This window comes from Niveispirillum sp. FG156 (assembly GCF_057809555.1).
Genome location: NZ_JBMDKE010000013.1, coordinates 25,789 through 41,838, shown reverse-complemented (window position 1 = coordinate 41,838; position 16,050 = coordinate 25,789). Strand labels below are relative to the sequence as shown.

Annotated in this window: 18 protein-coding genes and 1 tRNA gene; 7 read left to right on the top strand and 12 right to left on the bottom strand. The window is 65.4% G+C overall.

The features are described 5' to 3' along the window. Positions 1-173: 173 nt before the first annotated feature. Both ACODSP_RS10140 and ACODSP_RS10135 read right to left on the bottom strand, forming a co-directional pair. Positions 174-249: transfer RNA gene (locus ACODSP_RS10140), tRNA-Ala, on the bottom strand. 128 nt (positions 250-377) lie between these two features. Further along, positions 378-803, bottom strand: coding sequence for a TIGR02300 family protein (locus ACODSP_RS10135; protein WP_488965481.1), 426 nt, complete (start codon positions 801-803; stop codon positions 378-380). A 188-nt stretch (positions 804-991) separates the two neighbouring features. On the opposite strand from ACODSP_RS10135, the gene ACODSP_RS10130 reads away from it, so the two are divergent. Then, positions 992-1,612 carry a 3-phosphoshikimate 1-carboxyvinyltransferase gene (locus ACODSP_RS10130; protein ID WP_488965480.1) on the top strand — a complete coding sequence of 207 codons (621 nt, stop codon included), beginning with the start codon at positions 992-994 and terminating at the stop codon, positions 1,610-1,612. Positions 1,613-1,752: 140 nt separating this feature from the next. On the opposite strand, the gene ACODSP_RS10125 is transcribed toward ACODSP_RS10130, so the two are convergent. The 7 genes from ACODSP_RS10125 to ACODSP_RS10095 form a co-directional block, all read right to left on the bottom strand. Continuing rightward, the gene (locus ACODSP_RS10125; RefSeq protein WP_488965479.1) at positions 1,753-2,508 is read right to left on the bottom strand and encodes an SDR family NAD(P)-dependent oxidoreductase; all 756 of its coding nucleotides are present in this window, start codon (positions 2,506-2,508) and stop codon (positions 1,753-1,755) included. A 93-nt stretch (positions 2,509-2,601) separates the two neighbouring features. After that, positions 2,602-3,585: a GNAT family N-acetyltransferase gene (locus tag ACODSP_RS10120; protein ID WP_488965478.1), complete on the bottom strand. Its 984-nt coding sequence runs from the start codon at positions 3,583-3,585 to the stop codon at positions 2,602-2,604. Positions 3,586-3,595: 10 nt separating this feature from the next. After that, a complete protein-coding gene (locus ACODSP_RS10115) occupies positions 3,596-4,156 on the bottom strand; it encodes a helix-turn-helix domain-containing protein (RefSeq protein WP_488965477.1) in 561 nt (186 codons plus the stop codon). 286 nt (positions 4,157-4,442) lie between these two features. Further along, complete coding sequence (locus ACODSP_RS10110; RefSeq protein ID WP_488965476.1) at positions 4,443-4,982, bottom strand: hypothetical protein; 540 nt, start codon at positions 4,980-4,982, stop codon at positions 4,443-4,445. A gap of 209 nt (positions 4,983-5,191) precedes the next feature. Continuing rightward, positions 5,192-5,434 carry a phosphoribosylformylglycinamidine synthase subunit PurS gene (gene purS / locus ACODSP_RS10105; RefSeq protein ID WP_488965475.1) on the bottom strand — a complete coding sequence of 81 codons (243 nt, stop codon included), beginning with the start codon at positions 5,432-5,434 and terminating at the stop codon, positions 5,192-5,194. Between the two features lie 34 nt (positions 5,435-5,468). Next, a complete protein-coding gene (purC, locus tag ACODSP_RS10100) occupies positions 5,469-6,233 on the bottom strand; it encodes a phosphoribosylaminoimidazolesuccinocarboxamide synthase (protein WP_488965474.1) in 765 nt (254 codons plus the stop codon). 148 nt (positions 6,234-6,381) lie between these two features. Continuing rightward, positions 6,382-7,134, bottom strand: a complete 753-nt coding sequence (locus ACODSP_RS10095; protein WP_488965473.1) for an NRDE family protein — start codon at positions 7,132-7,134, stop codon at positions 6,382-6,384. A gap of 137 nt (positions 7,135-7,271) precedes the next feature. Between ACODSP_RS10095 and ACODSP_RS10090 the strand changes: the two genes are divergently transcribed. Then, positions 7,272-7,592 carry a DUF1476 domain-containing protein gene (locus ACODSP_RS10090; protein WP_488965472.1) on the top strand — a complete coding sequence of 107 codons (321 nt, stop codon included), beginning with the start codon at positions 7,272-7,274 and terminating at the stop codon, positions 7,590-7,592. 21 nt (positions 7,593-7,613) lie between these two features. On the opposite strand, the gene ACODSP_RS10085 is transcribed toward ACODSP_RS10090, so the two are convergent. Then, positions 7,614-8,189 (bottom strand): regulatory protein RecX, encoded by a 576-nt coding sequence (locus tag ACODSP_RS10085; RefSeq protein ID WP_488965471.1) that lies wholly within the window; start codon positions 8,187-8,189, stop codon positions 7,614-7,616. 97 nt (positions 8,190-8,286) lie between these two features. Between ACODSP_RS10085 and ACODSP_RS10080 the strand changes: the two genes are divergently transcribed. The 4 genes from ACODSP_RS10080 to ACODSP_RS10065 all read left to right on the top strand — a co-directional run bounded on the left by ACODSP_RS10080 (position 8,287) and on the right by ACODSP_RS10065 (position 11,771). Beyond that, positions 8,287-9,090, top strand: coding sequence for an ABC transporter permease (locus tag ACODSP_RS10080; protein ID WP_488965470.1), 804 nt, complete (start codon positions 8,287-8,289; stop codon positions 9,088-9,090). Between the two features lie 181 nt (positions 9,091-9,271). Beyond that, on the top strand, positions 9,272-10,096 hold the full coding sequence (locus tag ACODSP_RS10075; protein WP_488965469.1) for an ABC transporter permease: 825 nt from the start codon (positions 9,272-9,274) through the stop codon (positions 10,094-10,096). Positions 10,097-10,236: 140 nt separating this feature from the next. After that, positions 10,237-11,547 (top strand): GIN domain-containing protein, encoded by a 1,311-nt coding sequence (locus tag ACODSP_RS10070; protein WP_488965468.1) that lies wholly within the window; start codon positions 10,237-10,239, stop codon positions 11,545-11,547. A gap of 8 nt (positions 11,548-11,555) precedes the next feature. Further along, positions 11,556-11,771 (top strand): hypothetical protein, encoded by a 216-nt coding sequence (locus tag ACODSP_RS10065; protein WP_488965467.1) that lies wholly within the window; start codon positions 11,556-11,558, stop codon positions 11,769-11,771. Between the two features lie 56 nt (positions 11,772-11,827). Here the strand turns inward: ACODSP_RS10065 and ACODSP_RS10060 are convergent, their stop codons facing one another. Further along, positions 11,828-12,889, bottom strand: a complete 1,062-nt coding sequence (locus tag ACODSP_RS10060) for a hypothetical protein (protein ID WP_488965466.1) — start codon at positions 12,887-12,889, stop codon at positions 11,828-11,830. A gap of 198 nt (positions 12,890-13,087) precedes the next feature. Here ACODSP_RS10060 and hemJ point away from each other — a divergent pair, with 198 nt between their 5' ends. Beyond that, positions 13,088-13,525: a protoporphyrinogen oxidase HemJ gene (gene hemJ / locus ACODSP_RS10055; protein ID WP_488965465.1), complete on the top strand. Its 438-nt coding sequence runs from the start codon at positions 13,088-13,090 to the stop codon at positions 13,523-13,525. Between the two features lie 107 nt (positions 13,526-13,632). On the opposite strand, the gene ACODSP_RS10050 is transcribed toward hemJ, so the two are convergent. Beyond that, a complete protein-coding gene (locus ACODSP_RS10050; protein ID WP_488965464.1) occupies positions 13,633-16,038 on the bottom strand; it encodes a patatin-like protein in 2,406 nt (801 codons plus the stop codon). Positions 16,039-16,050 lie beyond the last annotated feature (12 nt).

The window sequence follows — 16,050 nt, the reverse complement described above, 5'->3', positions numbered from 1 at the left end:
TGAGAACCTGCAACGAATACCGGTCGGACAGCGGGTATCAGCAGCGCCCCGAGGACTGAAATAGCGGCAATCCAGCCCGGTGGTTCCATCCCCCTGGCCAGAAGCGGACCCGTCATTTGTCAAAGGCCCGAAACGACAAAGGCCCCGCTGTGTCCAGCGGAGCCTTTTCGATTTGGTGGAGCCAAGCGGGATCGAACCGCTGACCTCTACAATGCCATTGTAGCGCTCTCCCAGCTGAGCTATGGCCCCGAAACTTTTGGCGCTGTCTGGGTCGTCAGCGCCGTGCGCGGGTTTATCTAGAAACTCGTGCAGGGATGCAAGCAGAAAATTCGGGCCGGTGACGGATTTCTGACATCGCCGGCCCGAACGGGGGAGAATCAGACCTCCTCCTCACCCTCGACATCGACCACTTCGCCCATGTCGTCGCCGTCATCCAGCTCGTCAGCATCTTCCAGTAGGACGTCCTCGTCCTCGCCCACGGCGTCATCGACCTCGTCGGCTTCCAGCGCGTCGGCCACGTCGACATCGTCATCGGCGATATCGGCGGCCTCGTCCAGTTCCTCCTCGACCTCCGTATCCAACGCTTCCTCGTCGTCGCGCGGGGCGACCACCTTCTTGACGTCCTCCACCGGCATGGGACGGGCGCGGCGCGACTTCAGCAGCGCTTCGGGATCGAACACGGTACCGCACGACGGGCAGGTCGGCGGGTCCTTCTTCATGTCATAATAACGCCCGCCGCAATTCGGGCAGATGCGCTTGATACCCCACTCGGCCTTGGCCACGGCAATACCTCCGTCAATCACGCGCGCCAGGACATGCGCCGCGGTTCAGGCCGCATCTGCCATGGCTTAGCGCCCCTGTCAAACGGAACTGTCACGGTTCGCGCGTGGTGCCGCCATGCGGGGCCTTTGAAACGGGGCCGGCATGCTTTGCGGTGCCGTCCGTCCATGCTATGCCCGGTCCCCATAAATCCCCCACCGAAGGCCGGATCATGTCTGCGATCGACCTGCCCTCCCTGGCCCTGATCCTGGCTGCCCTGGCGCGGGGCGGCGCGCATGTGCATGTCCGCGACACGCATGGCCTGGACGCGCTGGCGCATGCCCTGACGGCCCTGGGCGCCATGGTGAAGGGGGGGGAGGCCTGGCGGATACAGGGAAGGGGGATGGGGGGATGGCGTGAACCGGACCGGGTCCTGGATCTGGGGCCGCGACCGGGGGCGGTGCCGCTGCTGGCCGGTGCGCTGGCCGCGCATGATGTCACAGCCGTTCTGGCCGCCGAGTCGGTGTCGCTGACGGGGCTGCGTCCGGCGCTGGAACGGGTGGGCGCGCGGCTGACCCTGCGCCGGGGCGATCTGCTGCCGGGTGCCATCACGGGCACGCCATGGCCGCTGCCGGCGCTGCATGAAGGGCTGGGTGCGGCGGACGGGATGGGCCTGCTGCTGGCCGGGCTGAACAGTCCGGGGCGGACGGGCGTCACAATGCTGCCGGGGATGGAACCGGCGCTGGACCTGCTGCGCCGGTTCGGGGCCGGGGTCCGTGTGGAGGACGGGAATGTCTGGGTGACGGGTTACCCGGACCTGATGGCCGCCCCGGGGGACCGGGTCGAGGCATAGTTCAAATGGTGACGTGTCAGATTGATCCGGCGGCAGAATCGTAGCGCGGATTAGCGAAGCGTAATCCGCAGAGCAACGGGGCCGGGGTTTCCGCGGATTACGCTTCGCTAATCCGCGCTACGCAGGGCTACCGGCCATGACTACAGCATCACCGCGCCGCCACACGGGCTGATGCATTGGCCAATCATGTGGTTGGCATCGTCGGACGCCAGGAACAGATAGGCGGGCGTGACATCGTCAACGCTGCCCAGGCGCTGGCTGGGCAGGGCGCGGCGCAGGGCGTCCACCCCGGCCTGGGCCACAGGTGATCCCGCCTTGGGGTCGATGGCGCCGGGGGCCACGCAGTTGGCGGTGACGTTGCGCGGGCCGATATCGTGAACCAGGCTGCGCGTGAAGCCCAGCAGCGCACCGGCGGCGGCGCCATAGAGCGTGTAGCCGGGCGCGCCGTGATAGGCGACATCCGATACGGTGGTGACGATGCGCCCGTAATTCTGCGCGAACATCAGCGGCAGGACCATGCGCGTCATCATGAAGGCCGAGCGCACATTGGCGGCCATCACCACGTCAAACTGTTCGGCGGTGGTGTCGATGAAGGAGATGGCGGGCCGCAGCCCGGCATTGTTGACCAGGATATCGACGCGGCCCAGGCCCGTGACGGCAGTTTCTACCAAGCCATAGGCGCCATCGGCATGGGTCACGTCGGTACGCAGCGCCAGCACGCGGCGACCATGGCGTTCCACCTCCCGCGACAGTTCGCTGACGGCATTGGACTGGGCGTCATCCTCATATTGCAGGATCAGGTCGGCCCCTTCGCGGGCGAAGGCAAGCGCTACCGCCCGCCCGATATTGTTGCCCGCCCCCGTGATCAGGGCCACGCGATCCGTCAGCCGTGCCATCTCCCACTCCCCCCAAACCCTGGTATCCACTGGGCCGCATCCTGACCAGATGCGCCCTTTGCGTCAACCTGTACGGGCGGCAGTGGGTTTGGCCTACAATATCTTGCCAAAACAGGCGGATTCCACCCATCCCTGATAGGTCCCGTAGTTGGGCACAAGCCGGTAGCCATGGCGGCGGTAGAAGGAGACGGCCCGGTCATTGGCCCAGCGTGTTTCCAGCACCAGTCGGCGATAGCCCAGCCGCCGTGCCCCATCCTCCAGAAAGGACAGGATGGCGGCACCCACGCCGGTACTGCCCGGCACGGCATACATGCGCTTGATCTCCGCCACTTCTCCATCCTCCCAGGGCCGCACGGCGCCGCAGCCCACGGGCACCCCGTCCAGACGCGCCAGGGCGAACAGGGACCGGTCCGCCACCGCGTCCCACCCGGCCAGCCCGCCGCGCCCGTCACTGCCGAACCGTGCGGCCAGATCGGCGGACAGGGCGTCGATCAGGGGGATGGCGTCTTGGGCATCGGGGCTGGCCGGTTCGATGCTCAGGCCGGCGGGTGCTGCCGGCAGCTGCCGATACATGACATGGGTCGTGTGGCTGGTGCCGTCGCCATTCAGGGCATAATCCGGGATGGTGCCGCAGCTTTGCCAGCCCAGGCGGGCATAAAGACGTTCGGCATCGTCGCCCTCCCGCGTATCCAGCACCAGCAGCCGGCGGCCCTTGGACCTTGCCACCTCCTCCGCGCGTTTCAGCAGGCTGGCTGCGATGCCCTGACGCCGCGCATCGGGATGCACCAGCATCTTGGCAATCTCCGCCCGGTGGGTGCCGTTGACCTGTGGTGCCAGCGCCAGGGTGACAGTGCCGATGATGCGGCCCGTTTCCGTCATGGCCAGCAATATCTGCTTCTCCCCCGACCGCACGGCCCCTTCCTGTCCGCGCCAGAAGGCGGCGGCGCTATCCAGGTCCAGGGGTGGGATGAAGCCGACGGCGGCCCCGCTGGCGACGCAACTCCCCAGGACACAGGCAAGATCCGGTATCGCCGCCGCGAAATCCTCCGCACCAGCCGTGACGATGTCGTAACGCATGGATGAACCTTCAGGGTCGGGTGATGGCGATGATGTAGCGGGCGGGCGCGTCACCCAGCGCGTGAAAGCGCGAGGCGCCGTAAAGCCGGAAGCGCAGGACGTCGCCTGGTTCCAGCACATGGGCCACCCCATCCAGCCGGTATTCAAGCCGCCCGTCCAGCAGCCAGATATGCTGTTCCAGGCCCGGCACGGGCGGGGCGTCATAATCGATGATGGTACCGGGCGGCAGGGTGCCGTGGATCATCTCCGTCTCCAGCCCTGCTGCGGGCGGTGACAGGGAGCGGCGCACGAAGCCGTTGGTGGGATCGGTCCAGACGGGCTGGTCGCCTGCGCGGATCAGCAGGGCGGGTTCGGCCTCCACCTCCGCCAGAAGGCGGGACATGGGGCGGCCATGGGCGGCGCAGAGCTTGCCCAGCAGGCTGGCCGTGGGGCTGGTCTCCCCGCGTTCCAGCCGGGACAGGGTGGCCTTGGGCACACCGCTGCGCGCCGCCAGATCATCCAGCGACCAGCCGGCATCACGGCGCAATTGGGCCAGACGCGCGGCCAGACGTGTATCAATGTCGTGTTCCATAAAAGAGATAAAATCTCATTTACGGAACACGGTCAAGGGGGATCACATCGGTACCGGTCGGGTTCACGTTGAGGCGTTACACTTCGTCATCCCGGCGAAAGCCGGGACCCAGTGCCAAACGCCCAACCTATCGGCTGTGTTGGTCAAGGCAGCGTCAACGGCTGCTCCTACGGCCCCTGGGTCCCGGCTTTCGCCGGGATGACGAAAAAGGGCGGTTCCACCTGGACCTGACAAACTTCAACCATGGCGCCCGTGGACCTTTGCCGGAAAACAAGTCCACCCGCCCCTACTTCACCCGGCGGACCTTGATGATGCCGGTGACGCCGTCGATGGTCATGGTGAAGCTGCCGAACATGCCCTTTTCGATCTTCACTTCCTTGCCCGGCTTGGCATTGGCGACGGAGCGGGCGACGACCTGGGACCAGACCTGACCATTGTCGAGGGTGAAGGTGTAGCGGTCCACGGTCTGCTGGCTGACGCTGGTCAGCTTGGCCGTGATGCTTTCAGCTTCCTGCGCCACCGTGCCGGCGGGGGCATCCTTGCGGTCGATGCGTTCGGCGCCGAAGGCCTGTTCCTTGTTCACCGGCGCCGCGACGGCGGGGGCCGCCGGAGCCACGGGGGCCGATGGGGCGGTGGGCGGCTGCGGCGTGTGGCGCAGGGCCGGAACCGTGCGGTCGTAACAGGCCAGACGGGCGCCATTATCGACGATGCCCAGGCATTTCAGCACATCATCCTGACCCGCAGCCGATGCCGGCAGGGTCAGCGATGCGGGGGCCGCCAGGATCAGGGCGGCGGCAAGCAGGCGGGACAGACGGATTTGGCGCATCGGGTGGTTTTCCCCAAAGGAAGGTCCTTGAACCATCCTGTAGCCGCTGGCCGCGAATATCTCAACTCAGCAAGCAAAAAGGGGCGCTGTGGGGCGCCCCTTTTTGCTTGGCACGGTCATTGTCGGGGTTCGCGTTCCGCTCACCTGCGACCTACGGCACTCTTCCTTCGTAGGTCGCGGGTGAGGCATCGCCGAACCCCGACAAGACTTTAGGCCACCAGTTCGATCGCGTAATTCTCGATCACGGTGTTGGCCAGCAGCTTGCGGCACATTTCCTCGATCTGGGCCTTGGCCTTGGCCGGGTCGGTCTCGGCGACCTCCAGCTCGATCAGCTTGCCCTGACGGACTTCGCCGACGCCATCGAAACCCAGATTGGTCAGGGCATGGCCGATGGCCTTGCCCTGCGGGTCCAGCACGCCGTTCTTCAGCGTCACAACGACCTTGGCCTTCATGGGAGAACCCTTTTCAGCAATGGAAGATCAAAACTTACTGCACCAGCTTGGGCGCGGTATGGTCGCCGGGGCCGGCCTCGGGCAGGATACCCAGGCGGCGGGCCACTTCCTGATAGGCCTCGGCAACATTGCCCAGGTCCTGGCGGAAACGGTCCTTGTCCAGCTTCTCGTTGGTCTTGGCGTCCCACAGACGGCAATTATCCGGGCTGATCTCGTCGGCCAGGATGATGCGCATCTCTTCATTCTCATAAAGCCGGCCGAACTCCACCTTGAAGTCCACCAGCTTCAGGCCGATGCCCAGGAACAGACCATTCAGATAGTCGTTGATGCGCAGGGCCAGCGACAGCATGTCGTCCAGATCCTGCGGGGCCGCCCAGCCGAAGGCCGTGATATGCTCTTCGGAGACCATCGGGTCGCCCAGCTCATCGTTCTTGAAATAATATTCAACGATGGAGCGGGGCAGGGGCGTGCCTTCGGGAATGGCGAAACGCTTTGTCAGGGACCCGGCGGCGATATTGCGGACCACCACCTCAATGGGGATGATCTCCACCTCGCGCACCAACTGCTCACGCATGTTGAGGCGGCGCACGAAATGATTGGGGATGCCAATCTCGCCCAGCTTCGTCATCAGATATTCACTGATGCGGTTGTTCAGGACGCCCTTGCCCGTAATCGTGCCCTTCTTCTGGGCATTGAAGGCGGTCGCGTCGTCCTTGAAGTACTGGACCAGGGTGCCAGGCTCAGGGCCTTCATACAGAATCTTGGCCTTGCCTTCGTAGATGCGCCGGCGTCGCGTCATGGGTCTGGTGTCCAGCAATCGTTCCAGCCAAAGGGAGACGGACCCGCATGGCAAAACCAGCGGGTCCGACGCCCCACCCTATAGCAAGCAACGCGCCTCCGCACAATGAAACCAGCGATGCGGGCGGGTCAGTGCTGGGTGGCGGTGATCAGAGGGCGACAGGCGCGAACGCCACCTGATCGGGCCGTCCGGGCGCGAACAGGAAGCGCGGTTTGGTGCCCAGCCGGTCGATGGAAGGCAGGGCCACCAGGGCGGAGCTGCCCGTCTCAAACCCGCTGGGCGTCACGATGCACATGGCCCCGCGCGGGCCGGCATCCCCGTCCCAGATGCGGCTACCCAGCAGCGGGGTCCAGCCGGACCAGTCATCCTGTGCGGGATCTGGCACGGGTGCCGCCTGGAACAAGGGGCGGAAGAAACGCAGGCGGGGATGGTCGGGGTCGTTCAGATCGGAGGCCGCGACCATGGACAGGCCCGCCGGGACCGTTTCCACCCGCACCCGCCGGCTTTCCCCGGTCAGGGACAGGCAGAACGCGTCGCGATTGTCGGCCACCACCAGGTTGAAGGGCCGATAGGCGCGGCCATCCAGATGGGCCAGGGCCTCGGCGGCGCTGGCGGCATCGGCATGGTCCAGGGCATCCAGTACCAGTTCGCCCCGCGACCGCTTGCCCGCCATGGGGCCCAGCGTGCCTTCACGGTTCAGCACGGTGGCCACGACGCCATGGTCGTTCAGGCCCAGCCAGGACCCGCCCGCCGTTTCATCGATGCCGGCCATCACCTCCGGCCGGTCGGGCCAGTGGCGGGCCGGCGGCTTCCAGGGCCGTCCCTTCATCTCGTCCCGGTTGCCGGCCAGCAGCAGGGGCCAGTCATGGCCGGGGCGGCGCAGGATCACAAGTGTACACATGGCGGCGTCGACCTTCCGCGTTTCCTGAAGACCTGTCCATCCCTATGGTCAGGATGGGCGGGATGGTGGCTTATGTCACATCGGGCATATATAAGGGCTAGGGCTCTTACGTTCGACCCGCCAGCAGAGGATTAAAAATGACGACGTTTGACGAACGCGAACAAGCCTTCGAAAACAAGTTCAAGCATGACGAAGAAGTGCAATTCCGTGTCTTCGCCCGCCGCGCCAAGCTGGCCGGCCTGTGGGCCGCCGGCCTGCTGGGCCTGACCGGCGACGATGCCGCCGCCTATGCCAAGCAGATCGTCACCGTCGATTTCGAGGAGCCGGGCCACAAGGATATCGTCCGCCGCATCCTGGCCGATTTCCAGGCCAAGGGCGTGGACGTGTCGGAGCACCGCATCGAAAAGGAACTGGAGACGTTGCTGGACACGGCCCGCCAGCAGATCCAGAGCGAGTAGTAGATTTTTTGTGGGGGAGGGCTATTCCTCCCCCTCCTTGTCGATCACCCGCCGCGCGGTTTCCAGGTCGAACCCGGCCCGCGCCATGGCGGCGATATCCTTGTCGCGCCGCATCCGCGCCTCTTCCTCCGACAGGCCCCGGTCGGGACGGAAGCCGCCCAGCCGGCGGCGGCGGGCATAGGCGAGCGCCGCGTTCCATTCCGCCTCCCCCTCCTCGGCCCCTTCCAGGCTGCCCAGCGCCTTTTCCACCTGATCGCCGTCCAGACCCTTGGCCATCAGCTTCTGGCGGATGACCCGCGTGGACCCGCCGCGCCGTTGCAGGCCCGACGCCTTCATCTCCGCGTAAAGCCCGTCATTCAGCAGACCGGAGCGGACATAGCGCGCGATCAGCGCGTCGACCCATTCCCGCCCCTCCTGCGGGTCGGTGTCGTGTGCCTTGGCCGAGGCATCGACGCGGCGCAGCAGCAGCCGGCGCAGATTGGCCGCCGAACTGGCGAACCGCTCCAGATAATGCAGGGCCGCCCGGTCCAGATAGGCTGCCGTCACCCGCTTCACCACCTTGCGCCCGTTTCCGGCCCGTCCCGTGTCGTCCGTCACTGCCAATCCCCTGCCTTCGCGCCATCATTGCCGCCGACCGGATGCCCGTATAGTGTCGGGCACCTCTTTTCCGCTGCCCCGGAAGATCCCGAAAGCCATGTCGCAACCGACCATCCCCATGCCCCGCGCCGTCGGCGCCGTCAACTGGATCGGGCTTGCCACCCTGATCCGCAAGGAAGTTCACCGGTTCCTGAAGGTCTGGATACAGACCATCGCCGCCCCGGTCGTCACCACGCTGCTGTTCTATGCCGTCTTCGCCCTGGCGCTGGGCGGGGTGGTGCGGATGGTGGGGGATGTGCCCTTCCTCTTGTTCCTGGCGCCCGGCCTGATCATGATGGCCATCGCCCAGAACGCCTTTGCCAATTCCTCCTCCTCCGTGCTGGTGGCCAAGGTGCAAGGCAATATCGTCGATGTGCTGATGCCGCCGATTTCCGCGCTGGAACTGACAGCGGCCTATGTCATCGGCGGCGTGGTGCGCGGGGCCATTGTCGGGCTGGTCACGGCGCTGGCCATCGCCTTGTTCATTCCGTTGCAACTGCATTCCATCGGTTTCATCCTGTTCCACGGGGTGGCGGCGGCCTCGCTTCTGGCGCTGCTGGGCCTGATCGGCGGCATCTGGGCCGACAAGTTCGACCATATGGCCGTCGTCACGAACTTCATCGTGACGCCGCTCTCCTTCCTGTCGGGCACCTTCTATTCCATCGACAGTGTGCCGCCGGCCTTCCGCTTCATCGCGCATCTGAACCCGTTCTTCTATTTCATCGACGGTTTCCGCTACGGCTTCATCGGCCAGACGGACGGGACCCTGGTGACGGGCATCCTGGTGATGCTGGGCATCAATCTGGTCCTGGGCTTTGTGGCCTGGCGGATGATCAACAAGGGTTACAAGCTGAAGGCGTGAGGGATTTGGCATCCCCCTTCGTCATCCCGGCGACAAGCCGGGACCCAGGGATCAGATGCCCGACCTTTCCACCGCTTTTATCCAGATCGCGGCGCTGTTGATCTTGGGACCCCTGGGTCCCGGCTTGTCGCCGGGATGACGATAGAAGCGACATTGCGCTCAAGGTGAAGGAAAGCTGGGAATGAGCATGGAACAGACGCGCGGCCCCGCCGGCGCCTTCAATCCCGCGATCAGCCGGCAGGTGCCCGGTTTCCACTGGGTGGCGTTCCTGACGCTGTGCCGGCGCGAGCTGCGGCGCATGGTGAAGATGGCGGCGGCCTTCCTGATCGCGCCGGCCCTGATGGCGGGTATCTATTTCGTCTGTTTCCTGTTCGGGCTGGGTCCGCAGCGGGGCACGCCGGAAGGTGACGCGGTTCTGTCCTATCTGGTGCCGGGCCTGATCATGCTGTCGATCCTGCTGCGCTCGGCGGAAAATGGCGGCTTCATGCTGCTCTATAGCAAGATCGAGGGCCATATCATCGATGAGCTGATGGCCCCCATTGGCGCGCGGGAGGCCATCCCGGCCTATCTTCTGGCCGGCGTCGTGGCCGGCATGGGCAGCGGCATCGTGGTCTGGATCGCGTCCCTGTTCTTCTGGCCGCTGCCGGTGGCGAACCCGCTGTCGGCGCTGGGTTTTGCGCTGGCCGGATCGCTGTTCATGGCGCTGTGCGGTCTGCTCTGCGGTATGGCCAGCACCAAGTGGGACCATATCTCCGCCTATTTCACCTTCCTGTTCACGCCACTCTCCTTCCTGTCGGGCCTGTTCGCGCCGGTCGAGTCGATGCCGGAAACGCTGGGCACCATCGTGCGGCTGAACCCGATCTTCCATGCGATGGAGGGGTTTCGCTACGGTATCCTGGGCGGGGCTATGCCCTGGGGATCGGCGCTGTTCCTGCTGGTGGCCATCGTCCTGCTCTATGCGCTGGCAGCACGGCTTTATTCGGCGGGATGGCGGATGAAGAGTTAAGCGTTCGTAACAATCCGTTATCATCGGTTACCAAGGCCGGATATTTGTAAACCCCCTGCAAATGCGGCGGACAGGGGGACCGGGCAGCCGCATTATCCAAGGCGAGATACGGGTAACCGATGAAGTACAGGAACCGACCCATGGATGGCGCCCTTTCCAGCACTACGCCCAGCAGCCTTTCCAACCGTCCGCGCCTGACTCCCGGCGTGCCGGCGGGTGGCATCGCCGCCATCCTGGTGGCGATGGGTGTCATCGGCTGGGGCCTGGCCGCCGGCGACATTGATGGCCCGCAGGAACGCCATTCCTCGCATTTCGATATCAATATCCCCGAACCGCCGGAGCCACCGGAACCCCCTGAGCCGCCGGAACCGCCCGAGCCGCCGGATGTGCGCGTGAATGTCGATGTGAACCCGCAGATGGTTGAACGCGCCGTGCGCGACGCCATGCGCGGGGTGGATCTCGATGCCACGCGGATGCAGGGTTTGCGGGAAGCGCAGGCAGGGCTTGCCGATGCCCAGCGCGAGCTGGCCGCCGCCCGCGCACAGTTGCAGCGTGAAGGCAAGGACGTGCCGGCCATCGCCGAGGGTGCCCTGCGCGTGGCGGAACTGGGTGTGGCCGCCGCCGCCGGTGCCGCCAAGGGCGCGCAGGCCCAGACCCAGCAGGGCGAAGGCAGTCTCATGCAGTCCTTTGACGCACCCAAGGGCGTGCAACTGGTCAATATCGGCGGCGACATCACCATCGAACGCTCCTCGCGGTCTGACAAGGTGCGAGTGGAGATCGACAGCGGTGCCAGCAACATGGACCTGGACGTCAAGGATGGCGTGCTGACCGTCCGGGGCCGCGGCGATCCCCATGTCGGCAGGACCGACATGCGCCTGACCATCCCGTCCGATACCGACCTGACGGTCGCGGGCCTGGCCGGTGATCTGTCCATCGGTGGCCGGTCGAATGCCAAGCTGTCGGTGCAGCTGCTGCGCGGCGACGTCGCGGCGGAACGGGTGGGGGCGCTGTCGGTTGATATCCTGGAATCGGGTTCCGTCTCCGTCGAACGGGTCGAGGGGCCGCTGAATTTCCGGGTGCAGGGGGCCGGCGAACTGTCGGTGGAGCGGGCGGAAACGGCCAAGCTGGACGTGAACGGCCATGCCAATGTCTCGCTGGGCCGCGTGGAAAACGGTCTGGCCGTGTCCATCGCTGGCCATTCCGAGATGGATATCGGTCGCGTCAACGGCCCGGTCCGCGTCGATTTCCCCGGTGCCGGTCGCATCAGCATCGGCGAGGGCGAGGCGGAGCTGGAGGCGCGGGTGACGGGTGCCGGCTCGCTGGAATTCAACGGCACCGCCATCAACCCCACGGTGGTGGCATCAGGCGCCGGCAATGTCCGCATCGCCAAGCATGAGGGCAAGGCCAATGTCCGCAATACCGGCGTCGGCAACACCTATGTCGGTGATTGAGGTGTGAGGTGAAGCGCGCCCCGCCGAAAGCGCCCGCCATCTCCGGCGCTCCCCAGGCGGGAGAACTGGATGGGCGCATCCGGCAGGGGGAGATTGAACGGCTGCGCCGTCAGGCCAGCGACAAGGGCTTCAAGGAACAGGTGCAGCGGGCGGCCAAGGCCAAGGGGGAAGACCCCTATCAGCTTCTGGCCGACGCGATCCGCAAGATGCTGCGGGGGGAATGACGTTGAGGGGATTTCTGCGGATTACGCTTCGCTAATCCGCGCTACGTTGAGGCCCCTCACTTCATCCCGCTGGCCGCGTTTTCGATGGCCAGGATATGGTCCAGGCCGGGCAGAATCTCGGAGCGGATGAATTCCACGCGCTTGTTGGGGCCGGCCCCGCCCTGCGGGAAGCGGGCCTTCCACAGGGCCATCTTCACGGCCAGACCGCACAGCACGCCGCCGATGGTGACATGGTGGCTTTCGATCTGGTGGCGCACCGAGCGGAAGCTGTCGGCGCTGATATCGTTCCAGAAATCCTTGGACCGGCGGTCGAACGCTTCGAACCGGCCTGTGATGGAGGTGGTGATGGAGGTCAGTTTCGACTGCACATCCGACAGCATCTTCACGATATTGCGGTCACGCGCGATCAGTTCCGACGCCTTCGGCTCCATGGCCCATTTCAGGAATTTCTGCACCTCCGGCACGATGCCGTCCAGGCAGGACCGGAAATAGGCCAGCGACAGGAAGACGTCGCCGTAATCCTCCAGAAAGTCCGGGATCTCGTTCAGCTTCACCTTCAGCTTTTCCGACAGCAGGCGCAGGTTGGCCAGCGCCTCCTCCCGGTCGGGATTGGCCAGCATGGCCAGGATGTCCGACACGTCGCTGATCTGCCGCTGCTCCCCGCCATAGACCTGCTGCAGCAGGGGGCGGGTGAAATCCTTCATATAGCCGGTCAGTTCGGCACGCTTGCTGTCCGACAATTGCAGGGCCTTGGCATCGTTGACCGCGATGCCGACGCGCCGCAGCTCCTTGCGCAGCGTATAGATATCGAAGCTGTTGATGCGGACCAGCTTGCTGATCTGCATCATATCGACGCGCAGGGTCTTGCTGTGGCTGGGAAACAGGCTGCCCAGATGGTCGGGGCTGATCTGGCCGCTGCCGGTGGACCGGTCCTGGAAAATCTCCACGACGGTTTCCAGGCGCGCATTCTTGATCAGCTTGGCACGGCGCAGGCCCGGCGTTTCCAATGGCAGCATGGCCATGGGCAGGATATGCAGCGCATCGCGCGACGCGTCATCGAACTGAGCGACCTCAACTTCCCCTTGTTCGGGGGCGTCGGTCTGGGCGGTATCGGCCATATCGGTTCCCAGGGCCTGGATGGCCGGAGGTTTTGTGAGCGGCAACCTAGCACGCATCGCCGTGTATGCAAGGCGTTCCCTTGTCGCGGACGTGGCATGGTGCTTGGTGAAGGGTTGGTCAGATGCTATTTAGCCGGGGCATGTACCCATGGGCAAATGTCCATCGGGATATCCAGGACGAAACGGGGAGGGTGCGGCGTGGGTGATTATTACCTCTGGATCAAGGCCCTGCATGTCATCAGCATCATCGCCTGGATGGCGGGCATGCTCTATCTGCCGCGCCTGTTCGTCTATCATTGCGATGCAGAGCGCGGGTCGGTGCAGTCGGAAACCTTCAAAGTGATGGAACGCCGCCTGTTGAAGGCCATCATCAACCCGGCCATGGGCGGGACCTGGATTTTCGGCATCGCCATGATCGCCCTGAATCCTGAGCTGATGAAGGGTCAGGGCTGGCTGCATGCCAAGCTGGCGCTGGTGCTGCTGATGTCGGGCGTGCATGGGGTGCTGGCCAAGCATGTGCGGATGTTCGCCAATGACGCCAACACCAAGCCGGCCAAGTTCTTCCGCATCCTGAACGAGGTGCCGACCGTCCTGATGATCGGCATCGTCATCCTGGTGATCGTGCGGCCGTTCTAAGCGGTGCCCGCAGCTCCCTGACGGCGGCGACTGCCGCCGCGCCGCACGTGCGGCGTGAAGCCAAGCTGCGGATGCAGCGCCGGCGCTTGAGGCAACGCAAACACGATTTAGCCACAAGCCTCCACCCAGGCGCGGACCTGTTCGAGGGCGCGGTTGCCCTTGCCCAGGCGTTTTTCCTCGGCCACCAGGACGGTGTGGAAGGCGCGCAGTTTCAGGCCGTTGATGCGGGCTTCCGACAGGGCGATGCCGCCGGCATCCACCACCAGATCGATGACACGCTCGGCGGCGTGCAGGCGGCCCAGCAGGTAATCATGTTCGCGGTCATGGCGGCTGAAAAAGCCGCCAAAGGCGTTCATGCGGGCACTGCGCAGGTCGGTGGGTGCCCCGGACCGGCGCAGCAGGCGGGCATCGGGTGGGGCGATGCGGTCCACGCGGATGGCGTGGAATTCATCCAGCTCCACCCAGCCGCTGGTCGAAAAGGTCAGCACGTCCCAGAAGGCGAAGCCCAGATAGGCCTCGAATATCTGCCGCCGCGCGGCGGGACCCAGATAGTTCAGGCCCATCAGGGCGAAGATCTCGTCAATCTCCGCTGACTGATCCTCCAGCTTCCAGACGGCTGCCAACTGCGGCAGCATGCGGTCCAGGGTCTCTGCGGATGGTACCGGCCCGTCGGCGCGCATCAGGTTGTTGAGCGCGATCCGTTCCCCGGCATTGAACAGGCCCAACCCATCGGCGGCCAGACCGGGCAGCCGCTCCAGCGCGCTGTAGAGGCTGGCTTTCATCTCATCCAGGTCCGGGGCGCGCGTATCGGCATGTTCGCCTTCGCCCACCATCGGATAGATGGCGTTCAGTTCCCGGATCAGGAAGCGCAGGCGCCGTCCCCGGAAGGCGATGTCGAAATCACGCAGGAACCGCACCCAGGCCGGTTTTTCCCCGTCGGCGGGGAAATCCAGCCGGTCGGGCAGAACCCCGCGCGCCCGCGCCCAACCGTTCAACGCTGCCAGCAGGGCCGGTCTGGCCCCGGCATCGGCGCGGCCCAGGCATGGCGACAGCAGCGTGGCCAGATGTTCCAGCGCCCCTTCGATCTTGAGACGCAGATAAGCCTCGAACGCGAAACCCGCCTGCTGGGCGGCGACTGCACTGGCCTGATCGCGCCAATGGCGGATCTGTTCGATAGTGGGGGCTGGCGGCAGCGGCCCGCCCAGCACGCGCGCCACCTGTTCGGTCACGCGCGGGCGGGCGGCATCCAGCAGGCCACGCAGCCGCTCAATGCGGGCATTGCGGCCCGCGATGGCCAGCAGCTCATCACGCACGGGTTCATTGCGGGGAATGTCGGACAAGGCACCCCGGATGGTGCGGAAAAAGCCCGGCGCCTCTGGCCGGCCGCCCAGACCGACGCGGGCCGCCGGCTTGGGATCGATATAAACGATGCGGCGGTCCACCTCGCGATAGGCGGGGCGGCCTGCGATGGCCGACAGGGCGGCGGCGAACGGCTTGTTGTTCAGCACGGAGCCGTCGATGAAGCTGGCCTGTTCGGGGTCCGCCCCCTGGCGGCGATATTCGGCGAAGTTGCGTTCGAAGAACCGTGCCCGCCCCTCCCACCGTTCATCCCGCTCATTGAGCAGCCGGTCCATCTGCCGCACCTGGGCCGGGGGAAAGGCGCCGGGATAGGAGGCGGACGCACGGGCCGCGAACACCAGGCCCGGCACATTGTCATCCTTGAAATCGCTGTCCAGATCGCCCTCGGTCCGGCGATAGCGGAACGTAAAGCGGTGGCGATGCTCCCGCTCCAGAATCTCCGGCGGGTCATGGGCGGGGATGCGCGTGGTGTAGCCGTGGAAATCCGTCACCGTCACATGCAGCGACAAGGGCAGGCCGCGTGGCAGCAGGCTGGCCAGCGGCTTTTTCGTGCTGTCGCCCATGGCATGGGCGGCATCCAGCAGGAATTCCATCAGCCGCTTGCCGTCAAAGGGCGGGCGGAACCAACGGGACCGCACGAACAGCGACAGTTTCTCCGCCACCTCCGCGTCCGGTGCCAGCCGTTCCAGACGCTGGGTCATGGCCCAGACCACAGGCCGCATGAACCATTTCGACCATTTGCCGGCCCGGCTGTCGGGCGTCAGCAGCTGTGTCACGTCGGCATTTTCCAGCCACAGGCTGGTCAGCGGCTCCAGGTCCAGATCATGGGCCAGGGCGCGGGCCAGCAGCACACCATTGATGCCGCCAGCACTGGCGCCCGCGACCACATCGATCAGGACGCGCAAGGACAGGTCGGGCAGCAGATCGCGCAGCAGGTCGAAATAGATGGATTCGGTATCGAAGGGCCGGGGATCACCGGCCATCGCCGTCTGGAAACTGCCGGCATGGCCGTTGCCGTGTGCGTTGCGGCCCGCATGCAGGGCCTGACTGGCCCGCACCAGCTTCCACAGTTCCTTGGTCACGCCGTGCATATAGACGGCCAGACTGACCCCGCCATAACAGACCAGCGCGATGCGAAGCTCCTTCTCCTTCACCGGCTGCTCTCC